Consider the following 16556-nt stretch of genomic DNA (forward strand, 5'->3'; position numbering starts at 1 on the left):
ATACCATACTTAGGCCTTATTTCCTAATTCTACGCTGAGCCAACTGATTCCATATCACTCAATCCCTAAAATCTCACGAATATCCTCAACCGTCAAATTCGCTCGGCTTTCATTGCCATCAAGGACTGTTTTGACAAGGTTCTTTTTATTTTCTTGTAATTCTTGAATCTTCTCTTCGATTGTCCCTCTAGTAATCAGGCGATAGCATTCAACCTTTTCAGTCTGCCCCATACGATGAGCCCGACTGATAGCCTGTGCTTCCACGGCAGGATTCCACCAAAGGTCGACTAGGATGACTGTGTCTGCACCTGTCAAATTCAAGCCAACGCCACCTGCTTTCAAGGAAATGAGAAAGGCATCTCGACTTCCTGCATTGAAGGCCTGTGTCATTTCTTGGCGTTGGTTAGCAGGTGTTGAACCAGTCAAAGTATAGGATGTCATCCCAATTTCTACCAGCTGTTCTTCTATTTTTTCCAGCATATTTCTGAATTGGGAGAATATCAAGACCCTGTGTTCACCTTCTTTTAGTTGCAAGAGTAATTCTTTCAAACTATTAAGTTTGCCACTCTCACCACTAAACTCTTCCATGAAAAGGCTAGGGGTATCGCAGATTTGACGTAAGCGAGTAATTCCTGATAGGATTTCTATCTTGCTACGATTGATTTGAGCATCATCTGCGCCAGCTATTTGAGTCCGCATTTGTTGAAGCTGGGCTAGGTAGATGGCTTTTTGTTCATCTGTTAGTTCATTAAGCACATTGACCTCTATCAAATCAGGCAATTCCTGAAGAACGTCTTCCTTATGACGTCTGAGAACGAAGGGTTGAATGGTCCGCGCAATGTCCTTGGCTGCTAATTTACCGAAGTCTTGTTTGCCTGGCAATAAACCTGGTAAGACAATTTGGAAAATGGACCAGAGTTCCGTCAAATGGTTTTCAATCGGAGTACCTGAGAGGGCAAAGCAATTCCCAACCTCAAACTCACGCAGGAGCTGTGCAATCTTAGATTGGGCATTTTTCATAACCTGCGCCTCATCTAAAATGAGGTAGTCAAAGCGTTCCTGTCTATAGAGTGCAACATCCTGTCTGAAGGATGGATAGGAGGTAACTAAGACTTGGTGACCATTGGCAATGATCTCTTCACGCTGGTCCTTGTTTCCATGGACAACAGCCACATCTAAACCTGGAGCAAACCGCTTGCACTCATCTAACCAGTTATAAATCAAGCTAGACGGTGCCAATATTAAAACTTTGGAATCTTTTGTCATCCGACTGGACAGAAAGGCGATAGTTTGCAAGGTCTTTCCAAGCCCCATGTCGTCAGCTAAAATTCCACCAAAACCATACGTATCCAGCATAGTCAACCACTTAAGCCCTGTCTGCTGATAATCCCTAAGCGACGTTGTTACTTCCACAGCAGGAAGCGGGAACAAATCTGGCTGAGCTAGATAGCTTGCCATTTCCTCAAATTCCTTGGAGAAACTGACTTGGTTGAATTGTGACAAGGATTGAGCCAATTGGTAACCAGCAAGAGCATGGACTTGTACCTGCCCCTCCTTACCATGACGGGCCCGCAGATAGATTAGGGTTTGACTGATTTTCTTGGTTTCCTCATCAAAAACAAATACCTTACCGCTCGGGCTAGTATAGTGATCCTCTTGATTCAGCAAGGCTGTAATCGCCTGATCGATTTCAGATTGTTCAATACCTGATAAGTCAAACGAAATATCCAAAAGTGATCCGTTACGCACAATTTCTAATTGAGGTTTGGCTTCAATATATAAAGCCTGGAGCCTTTCTGCTAGATGAACCTGCCCCATTTTTTGTAATATAGGCAATTGTTGTTGGAAAAATGGATAGAGATCCTGCTGACTAAGAGCCGCTCTCTGGGCATGATATGTCCCCCTAAAGCCAGCTAAACGAATAGCCTGATAGACCCTCTCCAAATGTTGGAAATGGCTGGCAAAAGGCAGGAGAGCCAAATCCTCTTCACTCCTTACCTGACGTCCATCAAAATCCAAAACCAATTGGAGTGATAAACTTTCATTTGCCTCCATCTGAATATGAAATTCTGGCTTGAAATCATGAATGATGAAGCGTTTAGGTGCCTTAACAGTCCCAATTGTCTGCAAATCTAGCAAGCTTAAAGCCAGACGATTTTGGTCAGGGAAATCCACCTGCACTTTTCTCAAACCTGATTCGGTTGGAACAAGTTCGGAAATTTGGTAAATCAGATGTTCTTGATGGCGATTGACACTATAAACCGTGCCATTTACTAAGAGATAGCGCCCATGAAAAAGTGGTCGGACTGTTTTTTCGTGAATAACCATTTCAATCATCTGCGTGTGAACGGTCACCTCAAAATGATAGAGCCCTTCCTCACCTGTCAACGGAAGAACCATCAAGGAGGAATAGGACTGCTGTTGATAGGAAAAGTTAAAATGTTCTAGCTGATTTAACAGCTCCAACCCCTCCTCAAAATAGGCTTGTGGCAGGCGAAAATGTCGTCCAAAATGAGTAAGAATATCCGAATCTATACCAACTTTCTCTGGTACCAAGGCCCAGAGAAAATCCAGGAGAGCCTGACTTGGTTCATCAAAATTTTCATAAGTAACTTGCTCATAATAATTTTTCCCTATTTGATAGTGACCATTGGCTTTCACAATGCGCAAAAAAGCTCCGATGTCCCGCACAATGTACGAACGTGTATCTGGCAAACGGGTAATTTTCAAGGTCCAATCTATCTGACGATCATAGGGCAATAAGCTCCCTTCAACTGATAACTGATACTTAAGCCCCAGTTCAGATTCTGGCCGCAAAATTTCATCTAAAAAGAGACCGCCAAAATAAGTCCGACGGACGGTTTCCTTATGTTGTTCACCATCTTCTTTCAAAGACTGCTTCATATCCTTGCCCGAGGCATCATTTTTTAAAAAATACTCCGTGGCAGCTAGGTGTTGACAGTAGCCCTTACTTTGAAATAACTGGCAACTACACTGTAAATCGCTATCTGCATCGCCGTAAGTGAAGCGCTCACCAGCAATATCCAGCACCATCTTTCCATTCTCACTATGAAGAACAGTCAGTTTCCCAGCCTCGTACAAATCAATTCCTTCTTGGCGAATCCGCCCTGGCATCATGCGACCCATTCTAACTCCTTTATCCTTCAACCAATCATCAGCTCTTCTGTAAAATATATCTAATACTCTTCGAAAATCAAAATTATCCGTTGTCAACTTGCCTTGATGAACTCCAGTTCTATCTTCGACTTCGTTTCCTAGGCTACTTTTGATTTTCATTGAGTATAAAATATTATCTTTTCATTATAGCATATTTTCAATTTGAATTGTTTAAATAGGTATCAAAAAAACACCAGCTGGTAAACTGATGTCTCTAATGAATAGCTAAATAATAAATCGTTGCCTGCCACATTTTCAAGATTGTTTTTCTGCTTTTCCAAAGCCAAAATAGAGCAAATAGCAGGAAAACAACTGCCACTACTACGTTAATCAAGCCTTTTCCACCCAAGAAAAACTTGAAAAAGAAGACGGTCACACAAGTAAGCAAGGCAAGGAGTAAGATATGAATCAGAACTCCCAACCAACCTAGCCAATAGCGAAGGCCAAAAGGAGGGTGTTTCTTTTCATCGAAGTCTGCTAGACCAGTCAAAAACTCAACCAAGGTTTCACCGATTATTTCCATATGGTCGGTCCCCCTATTTCATCTGCTGATAATACTTAGTCCGTCGAATTAAGGTTTTGATAGCCCTAGCCAGTAGAATCGTCAACACACTTGCTCCAAATACCAAGAAAAGAAAGATGCCAACCAAGAACCTGTCAAAATGGTTGAAAACCATGATGGATCCAGCTGCGTAGGTTACAAAATAAACCAAAAGAGTCACTAAAAATACCAATATACACGCAAAGACTCCAAACCAGTAACGAAGACCAAAGGGCTTGTACTGCTTATCTTCATAGTCTACTAGTAGAAGAACAGGAACTGTTAGAAATGCAAACAACATTAGAATGACATTGCCCGCTATCATGGAATCACCTCCTTTTTTTCATTGTAGCATTTTTTACATGGTATGCAAAGAAAAAAGAGGTTGCCCTCTTTTCATTTCTTACTTCCGTTTCCGTGCAATCAGATGAATCGGTGTTCCTTCAAAGACAAAGGCCTTGCGGATTTGATTTTCCAAGAAACGCATATAGGAGAAGTGCATGAGCTCTTCTTCGTTGACAAAAACCACAAAGGTCGGTGGCTTGGTCGCAACTTGAGTCGCGTAGAAAATCTTGAGACGTTTACCTTTATCAGTCGGTGTTGGATTGATAGCAATGGCATCCATGATGACATCGTTAAGCACAGCCGATGGAATACGGGTATTCTGGCTTTCACTGATAGCCTTGATCATCTCAGGCAACTTGTGCAAGCGTTGCTTGGTCAAGGCTGACACAAAGATAATCGGTGCATATGACAAATACTGGAATTGATCACGAATATCGTCTTCCCACTGCTTCATGGTGTGGTTGTCTTTTTCAAGCGTGTCCCACTTGTTGACTACGATAATCATTCCCTTACCAGCCTCATGGGCAAAACCGGCGATGCGTTTGTCATACTCACGAATACCCTCTTCAGCATTGATGACCATCAATATGACATCGGAACGTTCAATGGCACGCATGGCACGCATAACAGAGTATTTCTCTGTATTTTCATAGACCTTACCAGATTTGCGCATACCTGCGGTGTCAATCATGGTAAACTCTTGGCCTTCTGGGTCTGTAAAGTGCGTATCAATGGCATCACGAGTCGTTCCAGCAACAGGTGAGGCAATCACACGCTCTTCACCCAAAATGGCATTAATCAAGCTTGATTTACCAACGTTTGGACGACCAATCAAGCTGAACTTGATAATATCTGGATTTTCTTCTGCTTCTTGGACTGGAAGATTTTCAATGATAGCATCCAGGACATCCCCTGTTCCGATACCGTGTACAGAAGATACTGGATAAGGATCGCCAAGACCGAGTGAATAGAAATCGTAGATGTCATTACGCATTTCAGGGTTATCGACTTTATTAACAACCAAAATGACTGGTTTGTTGGTCTTATAAAGGATACGCGATACATACTCGTCCGCATCTGTCACACCTTCTTTGCCTGAAACGACAAAGACGATAACATCTGCTTCATCCATAGCAATCTCAGCCTGATGCTTGATTTGCTCCATGAAAGGAGCATCCACATCGTCAATACCACCTGTATCAATCAAGGAAAACTTACGGTTGAGCCACTCACCAGTAGCATAAATACGGTCGCGGGTCACACCTTCCACGTCTTCTACGATAGAAATACGTTCCCCCGCAATACGGTTAAATAGTGTTGATTTACCAACATTGGGACGTCCAACGATGGCGATAGTTGGTAGAGCCATAGCTCCTCCTCTTCTAGTTTACAATAATTTATTCTTTTCTAAGATAGACTTTGTTTCTGGTTGTTCAGCCTGACCAAACTGGGCAACCATACGCTCGGACCAGGTTTCTGTCTGACGGGCACCTGCATAGGCTGTCTGAACTTGGTCGTAGGCTTGGATTACTTCCACGCCTTGCTCCACATATTCTTCCTGAAAGACAATGGTTTCACTTGCCAAACGTGGTTTGACAGGATGGTTTTGGGCTGGTCGACCCAAGGCAATACAGAAAATGGGATAGGTATAATCTGGCAAGTTGAACAGCTCTGCTATTGCCAAGGCCTTATGGCGAATCATACCGATAAAGACGCCACCGTAACCTAAGCTTTCCGCTGCCAAGAGGGCGTTTTGCCCTGCTAGGCTCGCATCAACAGAAGAAATCAGGAGATTCTCTGTTCCTTTGGCATCAAAGTCTGAACCATGGAGTTGAGCCGCCTTGCTGGCACGATTATGGTCGCCCACAAAAACCAGAATAGCCTGAGCCTGTAAAATAGCTGGCTGAGGCACCAAATCATAGAGTGCTTGTTTTTTCTCCTCCAACTGCACCACAATGATGGAATAGGACTGGAAATTCTTCCAGCTAGACGCAGCTCGCCCAGCTGAAATAATAGCTTGCAAATGTTCCGCCTCAATAGGCTCCTCCGTAAAACGACGGACGGAAGTATGATTCAACATCAAGTCTATGGTTTCATTCATCGGCGGTTATTTCCTTTCAAATGCAAATCGCGAGCCAGATAGCGAATCCGCTCCATTACCCGTTTGGCCTGCCAGGTCTCATCACCAGACTTGCCAGAGGCGAAATGACGCTCCAAATCATCAAAGGAGAAATTGGAGGTAAAGAAGGTCGGTAGATTTTCCTGCATGCGGTATTGAAGAATGACCTGCAGGACATCGTCACGTACCCAAGGACTATGTTGCTCTGCTCCAATATCATCTAGCACCAATACCTGAGCCATCTTGATTTCATCAATTCGCTCCTTGACAGAACCATCTTTGATGGCATTTTTTATGTCTACCACAAAGGTTGGATAATGGAGCATGGTGGTTGATTGAAGATGTGTCTTGGACAAAAGATTGGCTAAATAAGCCATCAAATAACTTTTTCCAATACCGAAATTGCCATAGATGTAGAGCCCTTTTGGTTTTTCCTCAAATCGTTTGACAAAATCTGCAATAGCCTCATAAACCTCAACACGATTAATATCCGTAAAATCCAAGTCCTCAGCTGTAACTTTTTTGAGAGCCTGAGGCATATTGATGAGCTGGATACGATTCTTGATGGCTTCCAAACGACGGTATTCGACCAATTCTTCTGTCTCAAGATAGGAAACATCCGCATAGCCCTCATTCATGACTAAAACCGGTTGATAGCCTTTTGCAATATAGGATTCATCCTGCTTGACAAAGAGGTCACGCTGACTGATATATTCCAAAAACTTAGAAATGGAGAGGGTGATTTCCTGCTGGGTCAAACCTTCTTTTTTGATAAAAGCAGCGACTTCAGGATCACTCACTATCTCCTGATAGAGTTGCTGATAAGATTTTGGACTTGGATTGGTTGTTTGCGACAACCTGTCTTGAACTGATTTCATCAGCTACCTCCCTTACTTTCGTTTTCTAACATTCGTTTTCTAAGTGCTTCCATTCTTGCCTGAGCTTCAGGACTGTTATCCATGACAACCTCTTCCTTACTCCACTCAGGCACATTGCTTTTCTGTGGCTGGCTAGACTTGGTAACAACTTGCCCTGTCTTCAACTCTCTTAGGTAAAGAACAGCTGCCTCTGCACTGCCAATTCCCTTGTAGGAAAAATCATTGCCCAGCTTCATAGCGTATTTTTCATTCAGATTGGCTGAGTCCACCTTGTTAAAGGTATAGAGGACCAAGACATTGATAACTTCATCAAGCAGACCCAAATTTGCCAAATCCGTCAAGCATTTTCGTTCTGTTGCGGTCACTGCTGCCTTCCGTTGCTCCTTGATAAAGGACAAGAAGGTTAGGCTGGATTTTGATTTCGCTTCACGAACAATGGCTTGTTCTTGGGCAGTGAGGTTGGCGCTTTCTGTTGGCAATGACTGACGTGACTGCTGCAAGCGTTTGGTCGAGATCGTCTGTCCAATAGCTGTTGCTTTAGCCTGACGATAGGTTTCCAACCAGGTCCAGCCTGCCTGCTCTGCTATGTAACTAAGCGCAATAATATCCTCAGCTTCATCCTGAAAAAGAAGCTTATCTTTAGCCATTAATGCCTTAAAGGCAGACCAGTCAAAATCATGTTTCGGTTCAAAAACAACTGGAGCCTGCCCATCCATGGTAAAGACCTGAGAAAATGTTTTTGAGATATTCTGTTCCTGATTGGGTAGGTGAACAAGCAGATTCTCCATGCTTGACTCCCCAATCTTCCTCGCCAACAAGTTCTTATACAAGGGTTTCGCTAGAAAACTTCTTACGGTCAGAGGGGCTTGTAGCGCCAAACCTGTTAATTCATCTGCACGATAGAGTTCTAGGAGCCCCATGGCAGTCAGAACATCCAGAGCCTTCTCCAAACGATGCATCCCAAAATCCATGTGATTGAGAATGACAGTCCATTTGTAACGGCCTTGCCCTTGATCGGCAAAACTATAAAAGTAATAATAAAGCGCTAATGCATCAAAACCGATAATCGGCTGGTAGCATTGGCTAAGACTGACAATATCAGGTGTAAACGGGCTGATTTTTATATAGGCAAATAAATCATTTGGTTTCATCTTTTTTTCCCGGTTTTACCTTACTTCCTTTGGAAATCATCTGCTTAAGCAAATTTTCTAGCTCTCCAACATCTTTGAAAGAACGATAAACCGATGCAAAACGCACATAGGTGATTTCATCCAATTCGACCAATTCTTCCATTACCAAATTCCCAATGACATCGGATTCTATTTCACTATCACCTTGTGCTCGCACCTTCTGTTCAATCCGATTCACCACTTCATCAATATCATCGGTTGACACAGGGCGCTTTTGAGCAGAACGAATAATCCCATTGAAAATCTTTTCACGTGAAAACTGCTCTCTAGTCCCGTCTTTTTTCACAACGACTAGAGTTTTCTCTTCAATCCGTTCATAGGTGGTAAAACGTTGACCACATTGGTCGCAGGAACGACGACGACGGATGGTATTGCCATCTTCAGCCTGACGACTATCAATGACACTTGATTTCAAACTCTGACATTTTGGACAACGCATACTCTTTCTCCTACATAAACTTTATCACTTCAGTATAGCATAAAAATGACAAAAATAAAAGAAAGCGAGAATTACTCACTTTCTACCAATAATTCATCTTGCTTCTTCAATCGACTGGCAACCCATTCACGAACCAGGCGGTAGACAACCGCAAAAATTGGGGTAAAGAAGACCATACCAAGTAGGCCAAACAAATTACCACCAATCAAGGCTGCAGCCAGGGTAAATAGAGTCGGAAGACCAACTGATTGACCAACCACGCGCGGATAGATAACATTTCCTTCTATCAGCTGAATAATCTGGAAAAGGGCGATAGACCAGAGTGCCAAGAGCGGATTTTGCACCGCCACAAAGAGAGCACTAATCAAACATGCTGAAAAGGGACCGATATAAGGTACAAATGATAGGACCCCAGCCAAAATACCAGCCATGCTGGCATAAGGAATTCCTGAGAGCGAATAACTAACAAAGACAAGTATCCCAATGATACACGCTTCAACAATTTGACTCATCAAGAATCGGTCATAGGTATCAACAATAACTTCTCCAATATAGTTCACTACTCTGACAGCCTTCTCCGGCAAGGTAGCCTGCAAGAACTTTCTCGTCATCGCCTGCAAGTGTTCCTTGCTCCCTAAAATCGCTAGAGTGAAGAAGAAAGCCATTATCAACGTCATAGTGTTCGAAAAAATCCCCGTCACATTGGACACCAAGCCAGATAAAATCGGTGTGACCAAACTTGAAATAAGTGTTAAATTCTTCAACTGATCCAAAAAGCTGGCAATCTGGTCTCCGATTTGTCCCGACAAAAGACCATTTGATTCAAGAAAATTAGTTAGGGCATTTACCGATTTTGGAATGGCTGTGCTACTAACCGAAACCAGTTCTGAAACAGTCGTCACCAATGTAGGAAGAACAATCACCACCAGTCCTGTCACAATTAAAGCAAATCCAATTAATACTCCAACAATTGCCAAAGACCGCTTGGATTTCTTTAAAAAAGAAATTTTTTCAAACTGATCTTCTAATTTTTTCATGGGAACATTGAGAATAAAGGCAAAAATAGCTCCAATAAAAAGCGAGTTCATACTGCCTAATAATTGTTGAATAGCCCCATAAATACTAGACCAGTTGAGAACAGCTAACAATGTCGCTCCAGATAAGAGTATCAATATGACTTTTTCTTTAAATGATGTATTCATAACTTTTCCATTCTTACTTATTGGCTATTATTTTATCACACGCTTATAGAAAAAGAAAGAGGGAAAGCTTCCCTCCTCTCTACTCTAAATCAATCGCGCATGGCATATCCGACACCACGAACTGTTTTTATATATGAATCTTGATGTGGCAAATCCAGTTTACCACGTAGATAGCGAATATATACATCGACGACATTGGTCTCAGAAGCCGCTTCATATTTCCAAACACGCTCAAGAAGTTGTTCTCGACTAACAGGCTCTGGGCTATTCATTAAGGTCGCCAACAGATCATACTCTCGGCGGGTCAAATTAATCAATTCATCACCTCGAGTCACTGTTCGATTTTGAAAATCAACCTTCAAATCACGATAGGCCGCATGCATGTGAACCTGCTTACAGTTATTATCAATAAAATCACGACCACGAAAAATCGCAGAGATTTGCTCCACTAGATCACTGATGACAAAGGGCTTCACTACGTAGGAAACAGCATAAGAGAGGACTTCTTCCCCATATTGACTAACTTCTGTCGGCTCAACTACCACAATCATGACCGTGGCTGGTTTTATCGCTAACAGTTCTGTAGCCAATTCCTTGCTGGACATGTCTGAAAGCTGAAAACTCATCAGAATCAAGTCAAAATCCGTTTCATGTGCCAAGGACATAGCCTCTTTCCCTGTCGATGCATAATCAACAAGATAGTCTTTTTTCTGCAATTCCATGGAAACAAAATGCGAGAGATTGCGTTCTTTACCAGCAATCAAAATTTTCTTAGCCATTGTCCATCCTTTTCTATTCTTTCAAATGGTGTAGGAATCGTATTATGACTAGAAAGAAGGGCGCTTCCACGCCCATCTTTTCTATTTTGATTCGCTATACCAGTCGTAATGGAAGATTCCTTCTTTATCTTTACGGTTATAAGTGTGAGCACCAAAGTAGTCACGTTGTGCTTGAATCAAGTTCGCTGGCAAGTTTTCAGCACGATAGCTATCAAAGTAGGTAATAGCTGCTGAGAATGTTGGTACAGGAACTCCTGCTTGAACTGCCAAGGCAACAACATCACGAACTGCCTGTTGATACTTAGCTGTTACATCAAGGAAGTACTCATCCAAGAGCAAGTTTGCCAAGTCTTCATCACGTCCGTAGGCATCTGTGATTTTTTGCAAGAAGCGAGCGCGGATGATACAACCTGCACGCCAGATTTTTGCGATTTCACCAAATGGCAAGTTCCAGTTGTTTTCTTTTGATGCTACGCGCAACTGTGCAAAACCTTGTGCATAAGACATGATTTTTGAGAAGTACAATGCTTGACGAATTTTTTCTACCAATTCAGCCTTATCGCCTTCGTATGCAAACGGAGCTGGTTTTGGAAGAACCTTACTTGCTGCCACACGCTCATCTTTGTAGGTTGAGATATAACGAGCAAATACGGATTCTGTAATCAATGACAGTGGCACACCCAAGTCAAGTGATGATTGGCTTGTCCATTTACCAGTTCCCTTATTACCAGCCGCATCCAAAATGTAGTCAACGATTGGTCCATCTTGACCTTGGTCGTCTTTACGTTTCAAAATATCTGCTGTGATTTCAATCAAGTAGCTATCCAATTCGCCTTTGTTCCACTCGGTAAAGATGTCAGCCATTTCATCCACTGACAAACCGAGCAAGTGTTGCATGAGGTCATAAGACTCCGCAATCAATTGCATGTCGCCATACTCGATACCGTTGTGTACCATTTTTACGTAGTGACCAGCTCCATCTGGACCGATATAAGTCACACATGGTGCTCCATCTTCTGGTGCTTTTGCTGAAATTTCTTCCAAGACATCTGCCACCAATTCGTAAGCTTCTTTTTGACCACCAGGCATGATAGATGGACCTTCAAGGGCTCCTTTTTCACCACCAGATACACCTGTACCGATGAAGTTAATACCTGAGTTTGCCAATTCTTTTGAACGACGGATAGTGTCTTCGTAGAAAGTATTACCACCATCGATCAAGATGTCGCCTTCATCCAAGTGTGGCAAGAGCGCTTGAATGGTTGCATCTGTACCAGGACCAGCTTGAACCATAAGCATAATGCGACGTGGTTTTTCGATTGATGCCACAAAGCTTTCCACATCGTAACTTGGTACCAAGTTTTTACCTGGGTTGCTTGCAACAACATCTTCTGTTTTATCAGCAGAGCGGTTGTAAATGGCTACTGAATAGCCACGTGATTCAACGTTAAGCGCAAGGTTGCGGCCCATAACGGCCATCCCTACAACACCAAAATTTGCTTTAGTCATTTGTTTACTCCTCTAATTTGTATCTCTTTTATTATACACCGAAAGCTTAAAATTGACAAGAATTTTCAGATAATTTAACTATCTTGCCAATCTGAGTTAGTCCTCATCGCCAAATAACCCTTGTAATTGGGCAAAAGGACTATTGGCTTCTTTTTTCTCTTGAGCTTTTTGTTGAAAATCTTCCTCAGTCATTAAAGCCCAAGCTTGACCAGATGGTAGTTCCTGTCCAGCTTCTTCTTCAGGTGTCAAGACTTTGATTGGTATAGCCAATAAAATATTATCTGCTACACTCTCATCAAGAACAATGTGGTCATCTTCTACTACCAGTACCATATCCTCATCAATCAAATCTTGTTCTTTAAGAACTGCTTCATTGGCAACAAAGAGTTCATTGACGTTTTGGACCTCATGCAAAACAACTGGTTGCAGAGAACGACTGGATGCCAAGGTAATATCATAAGTCATCTGATAGTCCAAGAAAAAGAAACCTGATTCAAAACGGATATTTCCAGTGACTTGGACTGGCGACAAGCCTAGAACTTCACCATTTCGAGCTTGCAATTCTTCCTGTAAATCCAAGGTTTTATCAAAGGAGATTCCATCTGGATTTTTCTGAATATCGTAAATATGAAACATTGTATTCCCCTATTCAGCTAGTTCTGTAATGTAGTTATAGACTTCTTGTCCAGCAACTGCACCATTTCCAACTGCCGTTGCAATCTGACGAAGTTGATTTTGACGAATATCACCGATGGCATAGATGCCTGATTGAGTCGTCTCCATCTTTTCATTAGTGATAACCCAACCAGCTTCGTCTGTAATTCCTAGGTCTGCAACTGTATCAGTCATCGGATCCAGACCGACATAGATAAAGACACCACCGAAATCAAGTTCACTGACTTCTTCAGTTTTCACATTTTTGATAACCACGCTTTGTACACGTAAGTCATCCCCCTTGATTTCTTCGACTACGCTATCCCAGATGAAGTTAATTTTTTCATTGGCAAAGGCGCGATCTTGGATAACTTTTTGAGCACGAAGTTGGTCACGTCGATGAACAATCGTCACAGATTCCGCAAATTGTGTCAAGAAGAGCGCTTCTTCAACGGCAGAATCTCCACCACCGACAACCAAGAGTTTTTGTCCACGGAAGAAGGCACCGTCACAGACTGCACAATATGAGACACCACGGCTATTGTAAGTATCCTCACCTGGAATACCTAACAAACGGTGTTTTGCCCCCATGGCTAGAACGACTGTCTTTGTCTCCAAAACACCATCCTCAGTAATCACTTTCTTAATTTGTCCTTCTTCTTCGATACGGACTAGGGTGCCAAAAATATGGTCCACACCGAATTTTTCCAAGGGTTCAAACATCTTTTCAGCCAAGGCTGGACCTGAAATATGGTCATAGCCTGGATAGTTTTCAATTTCCGCGGTATTGTTCATCTGACCACCATAAATACCACGTTCCAAAAGAGCTACCTTTAAATTGCTACGCCCTGCATAAAGAGCTGCAGTCATCCCCGCAGGACCCGCACCAATTACAACTGTATCGTACATATACTTTTTCCTTCTACGCTTTAAACATTAATAAGATTCCCACTACTCCAAAGGCCGCAATGGGGATTGTCATCACATTAATCATCAACAAATCAAACAAGAAATCTTGTCGTTCTTGCAAGGTTTTATCCACACCCTTTGTCGCACGCCAGATAAACCAGACCAGACTAGAAGTGATAATCAACAAGGAAGCTATTAGCAATCCTTGTAAATAAAAACTTAGAATGTTTTGTAACATCTTTTTCCTCGATTACTTTAAAAGGTTTGACGCTTGGCTTTACGTTCTGCACGACCTTTTGCACGCGCTTCAACTCGCTTGGTCTTGCGACGTTTTTCATCAACAGCCCATTGAATTTTCTTCTTGTAGCCTGGTTTGACTTTTTTCTTTTTCTTCTTGACCAAGCCAATCATTTCCAAATCTAGTTTTTCACGAGATTTTTCACGGTTAGCACGGCGGTCACGGTCGTAGGTATCGACAAATTCGCCATTTTTCATTTCTTTTGGCAAGAATTTGATATTGAGTTTTTCTAGCTCTCGAATATCTGCATCATCGCTTGGCTGATAAAGGGTGATGGCAATGCCTGATAAACCATTACGACCTGTGCGCCCCACACGGTGAACAAAGAAGGAAAGGTCTTGCGGAATGGCATCATTGATGACATGGCTGACACCTTCAATGTCAATACCACGTGCTGCCAAGTCTGTCGCTACAATGTATTGATAATCCAAGTTCTTCACCTGGTTCATAATCCGCTTGCGTTCACGTGGAGGAATATCCCCATGAATCTTTGCAACGCGTAGACCATTCGCAGTCAAATAGCTATGCAATTCATCTGCACGTGTCTTGGTATTGACGAAAATCATGGCCAAATATGGTTGCATGAGCTTGGTTACTGCCAAGATTTGAGCATTACGGTCACGCCCCTTGGTTGAAATCAGCCAGTTTTCAATGGTATCTGAGATAACCGTATGAGTCTTGATTTGTTCCATAACTGGATTAGACAAATATTTTTTCAAAAACGGTTGGAGTTTCTGCGGAATGGTCGCTGAAAAGACCATAAATTGCAAGTCTTTTGGCAGGCTGCCAGCAATCTTATCAACTGTTTCTAAAAAGCCCATGTCCAAGGTCATATCTGCCTCATCAACCACAAAGGTTTTGGCTTTATGGATAGCAAGGTCACCTGATTTGACCAAATCATAGATACGCCCTGGTGTCCCAACAACAATGTGAGGCTGCCCAGCTTGAAGCTTGTCAATTTGACGGTTCTTATCCGTACCGCCAACATAATTGGTCACACGAACTTCGATGTCCGAATGACTAGCCAACTGGCGTGCCGCTTGATAAATCTGAGTAGCCAGTTCACGAGATGGGGCTGTAATAACAGCCTGAACTTGGTCCAATTCCTCATTTAATTTTTGGAAAATCGGAATCAAGAAGGTATGGGTCTTACCCGAACCTGTTTTTGATTCCCCTATCAAGTCTCGCCCTGACAAAACAACAGGAATCAATTTCTCCTGAACTTCTGTCGGCTGGACAAAGTTAATTTCTTTCAAAGCCTCCTGAATATAAGGCTTGAGTTTCATATCTGTAAATTTCATAGTTCCCTCTTTGGAAGCTGTATTCACAAGCAAAGTGCTTATATAAGAAATCATTTTCGCTAACAAAGTCATTTTACCGATTGTACTTTGAAAAAACTAACGATAAGTAGTTTGAAAACTAGTCCTATATGGAAACCTTGAACTGTGAATACAGATTCTTAATTATACTGCCTTCTATTATAGCACAAAAACAGCATTTCTGCTGTTTCTGACATTTTATAGATAAAGAATAGCTAGGGTAATCAAGCTCATGATGAGACCGACTGACCAGAGGAAAAAGTCAACTTTCCACTCGCTCCATTTTTCAGCTTTTCCGGTCAAACCTCCAAGCTCCAAATGGTGATGGAAAGGAGTCATACGGAAGATACGACGACCTTCTCCAAAGCGTTTTTTGGTGTATTTAAAATATGAAACCTGCAACATAACAGAGGACGTTTCAATGACATAGACCAGGCCGATAAGGAGGAGGGTCCATTCCTGACGGAGGGCAATTGAAATAGTTGCCAACATACCACCGAGAGCCAAGCTTCCCACATCCCCCATGAAAATCTTCGCTGGTTTACGGTTATAAACAAAGAAACCGAGCAAGCCACCAATCATGGTCACACAAACTAGAAGAATATCAAATTTTTGCTCATTGAAGGCGATGACAGAGTAAGCTAGAAGGCTGATAACAACTGAGATAGAAGCCAATCCATCAATACCATCTGTCAAATTAACTGCATTTGAAAAACCGACCAGCCAGAACAGAACAAATGGGAAATAGAGAACTCCCAAATGTATCATGTGACCAAATACATTCAATTCTCCGCCACCTGCTCCTCTTACGTGGACAAAGTAGAAGACAATACCTCCTAAAATTTGTAGAGCAAGCTTTTGTTTAGGATTAAGACCTTCATTTATTTTACGGAAAATTTTTAAAAAGTCATCCAAAAATCCTACTACACCATAAAGGGCAAGGATGAAGAGGATGGCAAGGACACCACCCGTCAACAGTTGAAAGGCCGTTGCAAACAACAAGCTGACAAGAATCGCAACAACGAGAAAAACGGTTCCCCCCATTGTTGGTGTGCCTGCCTTAAACTGATGTTGTTTCACATCTTCGTGCATCTGTTGCCCCTCGATGCGTTTGGCTTGATAAAATGTAATAAATCGTGGGATTAAGAGAACGGTTGCTAGAAAAGCGACCAATCCCGACATAAGTGCGAATTGCAT

16 protein-coding genes are annotated in these 16556 nt (G+C 42.3%); all 16 read right to left on the reverse strand.

Annotated elements, in window-relative coordinates:
• Positions 1–54: 54 nt before the first annotated feature.
• Positions 55–3147 (reverse strand): DEAD/DEAH box helicase, encoded by a 3093-nt coding sequence (locus GPW69_RS08225; RefSeq protein ID WP_074391725.1) that lies wholly within the window; start codon positions 3145–3147, stop codon positions 55–57.
• Positions 3148–3391: 244 nt separating this feature from the next.
• Positions 3392–3700, reverse strand: a complete 309-nt coding sequence (locus GPW69_RS08230) for a hypothetical protein (protein WP_074391724.1) — start codon at positions 3698–3700, stop codon at positions 3392–3394.
• 13 nt (positions 3701–3713) lie between these two features.
• A complete protein-coding gene (locus tag GPW69_RS08235; RefSeq protein ID WP_044684117.1) occupies positions 3714–4043 on the reverse strand; it encodes a hypothetical protein in 330 nt (109 codons plus the stop codon).
• A 78-nt stretch (positions 4044–4121) separates the two neighbouring features.
• Positions 4122–5432 (reverse strand): ribosome biogenesis GTPase Der, encoded by a 1311-nt coding sequence (gene der / locus GPW69_RS08240; RefSeq protein ID WP_044684118.1) that lies wholly within the window; start codon positions 5430–5432, stop codon positions 4122–4124.
• Between the two features lie 18 nt (positions 5433–5450).
• Positions 5451–6164 (reverse strand): NADPH-dependent oxidoreductase, encoded by a 714-nt coding sequence (locus GPW69_RS08245; RefSeq protein ID WP_024399628.1) that lies wholly within the window; start codon positions 6162–6164, stop codon positions 5451–5453.
• Positions 6161–7060, reverse strand: coding sequence for a primosomal protein DnaI (gene dnaI / locus GPW69_RS08250; protein ID WP_074391723.1), 900 nt, complete (start codon positions 7058–7060; stop codon positions 6161–6163). Before dnaI ends, GPW69_RS08245 begins: the two co-directional genes overlap by 4 nt.
• Positions 7060–8211, reverse strand: a complete 1152-nt coding sequence (locus tag GPW69_RS08255; RefSeq protein ID WP_074391722.1) for a replication initiation and membrane attachment family protein — start codon at positions 8209–8211, stop codon at positions 7060–7062. The genes dnaI and GPW69_RS08255 overlap by 1 nt, the downstream gene beginning before the upstream one ends.
• Positions 8198–8689 (reverse strand): transcriptional regulator NrdR, encoded by a 492-nt coding sequence (gene nrdR / locus GPW69_RS08260; protein WP_002938341.1) that lies wholly within the window; start codon positions 8687–8689, stop codon positions 8198–8200. Before nrdR ends, GPW69_RS08255 begins: the two co-directional genes overlap by 14 nt.
• Before the next feature lie 71 nt (positions 8690–8760).
• Positions 8761–9891 (reverse strand): AI-2E family transporter, encoded by a 1131-nt coding sequence (locus GPW69_RS08265; protein WP_024390116.1) that lies wholly within the window; start codon positions 9889–9891, stop codon positions 8761–8763.
• A gap of 89 nt (positions 9892–9980) precedes the next feature.
• Positions 9981–10670: a response regulator transcription factor gene (locus GPW69_RS08270; RefSeq protein ID WP_012027645.1), complete on the reverse strand. Its 690-nt coding sequence runs from the start codon at positions 10668–10670 to the stop codon at positions 9981–9983.
• An 81-nt stretch (positions 10671–10751) separates the two neighbouring features.
• The gene (gene gndA / locus GPW69_RS08275; protein ID WP_002942698.1) at positions 10752–12179 is read right to left on the reverse strand and encodes an NADP-dependent phosphogluconate dehydrogenase; all 1428 of its coding nucleotides are present in this window, start codon (positions 12177–12179) and stop codon (positions 10752–10754) included.
• A 96-nt stretch (positions 12180–12275) separates the two neighbouring features.
• A complete protein-coding gene (locus GPW69_RS08280; protein ID WP_014736258.1) occupies positions 12276–12815 on the reverse strand; it encodes a YceD family protein in 540 nt (179 codons plus the stop codon).
• Positions 12816–12824: 9 nt separating this feature from the next.
• Positions 12825–13742 carry a thioredoxin-disulfide reductase gene (trxB, locus tag GPW69_RS08285; RefSeq protein WP_002942687.1) on the reverse strand — a complete coding sequence of 306 codons (918 nt, stop codon included), beginning with the start codon at positions 13740–13742 and terminating at the stop codon, positions 12825–12827.
• A 13-nt stretch (positions 13743–13755) separates the two neighbouring features.
• The gene (locus GPW69_RS08290; RefSeq protein WP_002936682.1) at positions 13756–13980 is read right to left on the reverse strand and encodes a DUF4059 family protein; all 225 of its coding nucleotides are present in this window, start codon (positions 13978–13980) and stop codon (positions 13756–13758) included.
• A 17-nt stretch (positions 13981–13997) separates the two neighbouring features.
• Positions 13998–15341: a DEAD/DEAH box helicase gene (locus GPW69_RS08295; RefSeq protein ID WP_074391721.1), complete on the reverse strand. Its 1344-nt coding sequence runs from the start codon at positions 15339–15341 to the stop codon at positions 13998–14000.
• A gap of 216 nt (positions 15342–15557) precedes the next feature.
• Positions 15558–16556: a phospho-N-acetylmuramoyl-pentapeptide-transferase gene (gene mraY / locus GPW69_RS08300; protein WP_024376390.1), complete on the reverse strand. Its 999-nt coding sequence runs from the start codon at positions 16554–16556 to the stop codon at positions 15558–15560.

This window comes from Streptococcus suis, from assembly GCF_902702775.1.
Lineage (GTDB): Bacteria > Bacillota > Bacilli > Lactobacillales > Streptococcaceae > Streptococcus > Streptococcus hashimotonensis.

Coding starts and splice junctions, on each gene's coding strand:
- gndA (WP_002942698.1), bottom strand. CDS start 12,179: ATGACTAAAGCAAATTTTGGTGTTGTAGGGATGGCCGTTATGGGCCGC.
- der (WP_044684118.1), bottom strand. CDS start 5,432: ATGGCTCTACCAACTATCGCCATCGTTGGACGTCCCAATGTTGGTAAA.
- mraY (WP_024376390.1), bottom strand. CDS start 16,556: ATGCAATTCGCACTTATGTCGGGATTGGTCGCTTTTCTAGCAACCGTT.
- GPW69_RS08235 (WP_044684117.1), bottom strand. CDS start 4,043: ATGATAGCGGGCAATGTCATTCTAATGTTGTTTGCATTTCTAACAGTT.
- GPW69_RS08280 (WP_014736258.1), bottom strand. CDS start 12,815: ATGTTTCATATTTACGATATTCAGAAAAATCCAGATGGAATCTCCTTT.
- GPW69_RS08255 (WP_074391722.1), bottom strand. CDS start 8,211: ATGAAACCAAATGATTTATTTGCCTATATAAAAATCAGCCCGTTTACA.
- nrdR (WP_002938341.1), bottom strand. CDS start 8,689: ATGCGTTGTCCAAAATGTCAGAGTTTGAAATCAAGTGTCATTGATAGT.
- GPW69_RS08265 (WP_024390116.1), bottom strand. CDS start 9,891: ATGAATACATCATTTAAAGAAAAAGTCATATTGATACTCTTATCTGGA.
- GPW69_RS08230 (WP_074391724.1), bottom strand. CDS start 3,700: ATGGAAATAATCGGTGAAACCTTGGTTGAGTTTTTGACTGGTCTAGCA.
- GPW69_RS08245 (WP_024399628.1), bottom strand. CDS start 6,164: ATGAATGAAACCATAGACTTGATGTTGAATCATACTTCCGTCCGTCGT.
- GPW69_RS08270 (WP_012027645.1), bottom strand. CDS start 10,670: ATGGCTAAGAAAATTTTGATTGCTGGTAAAGAACGCAATCTCTCGCAT.
- GPW69_RS08225 (WP_074391725.1), bottom strand. CDS start 3,147: ATGGGTCGCATGATGCCAGGGCGGATTCGCCAAGAAGGAATTGATTTG.
- trxB (WP_002942687.1), bottom strand. CDS start 13,742: ATGTACGATACAGTTGTAATTGGTGCGGGTCCTGCGGGGATGACTGCA.
- GPW69_RS08290 (WP_002936682.1), bottom strand. CDS start 13,980: ATGTTACAAAACATTCTAAGTTTTTATTTACAAGGATTGCTAATAGCT.
- dnaI (WP_074391723.1), bottom strand. CDS start 7,060: ATGAAATCAGTTCAAGACAGGTTGTCGCAAACAACCAATCCAAGTCCA.
- GPW69_RS08295 (WP_074391721.1), bottom strand. CDS start 15,341: ATGAAATTTACAGATATGAAACTCAAGCCTTATATTCAGGAGGCTTTG.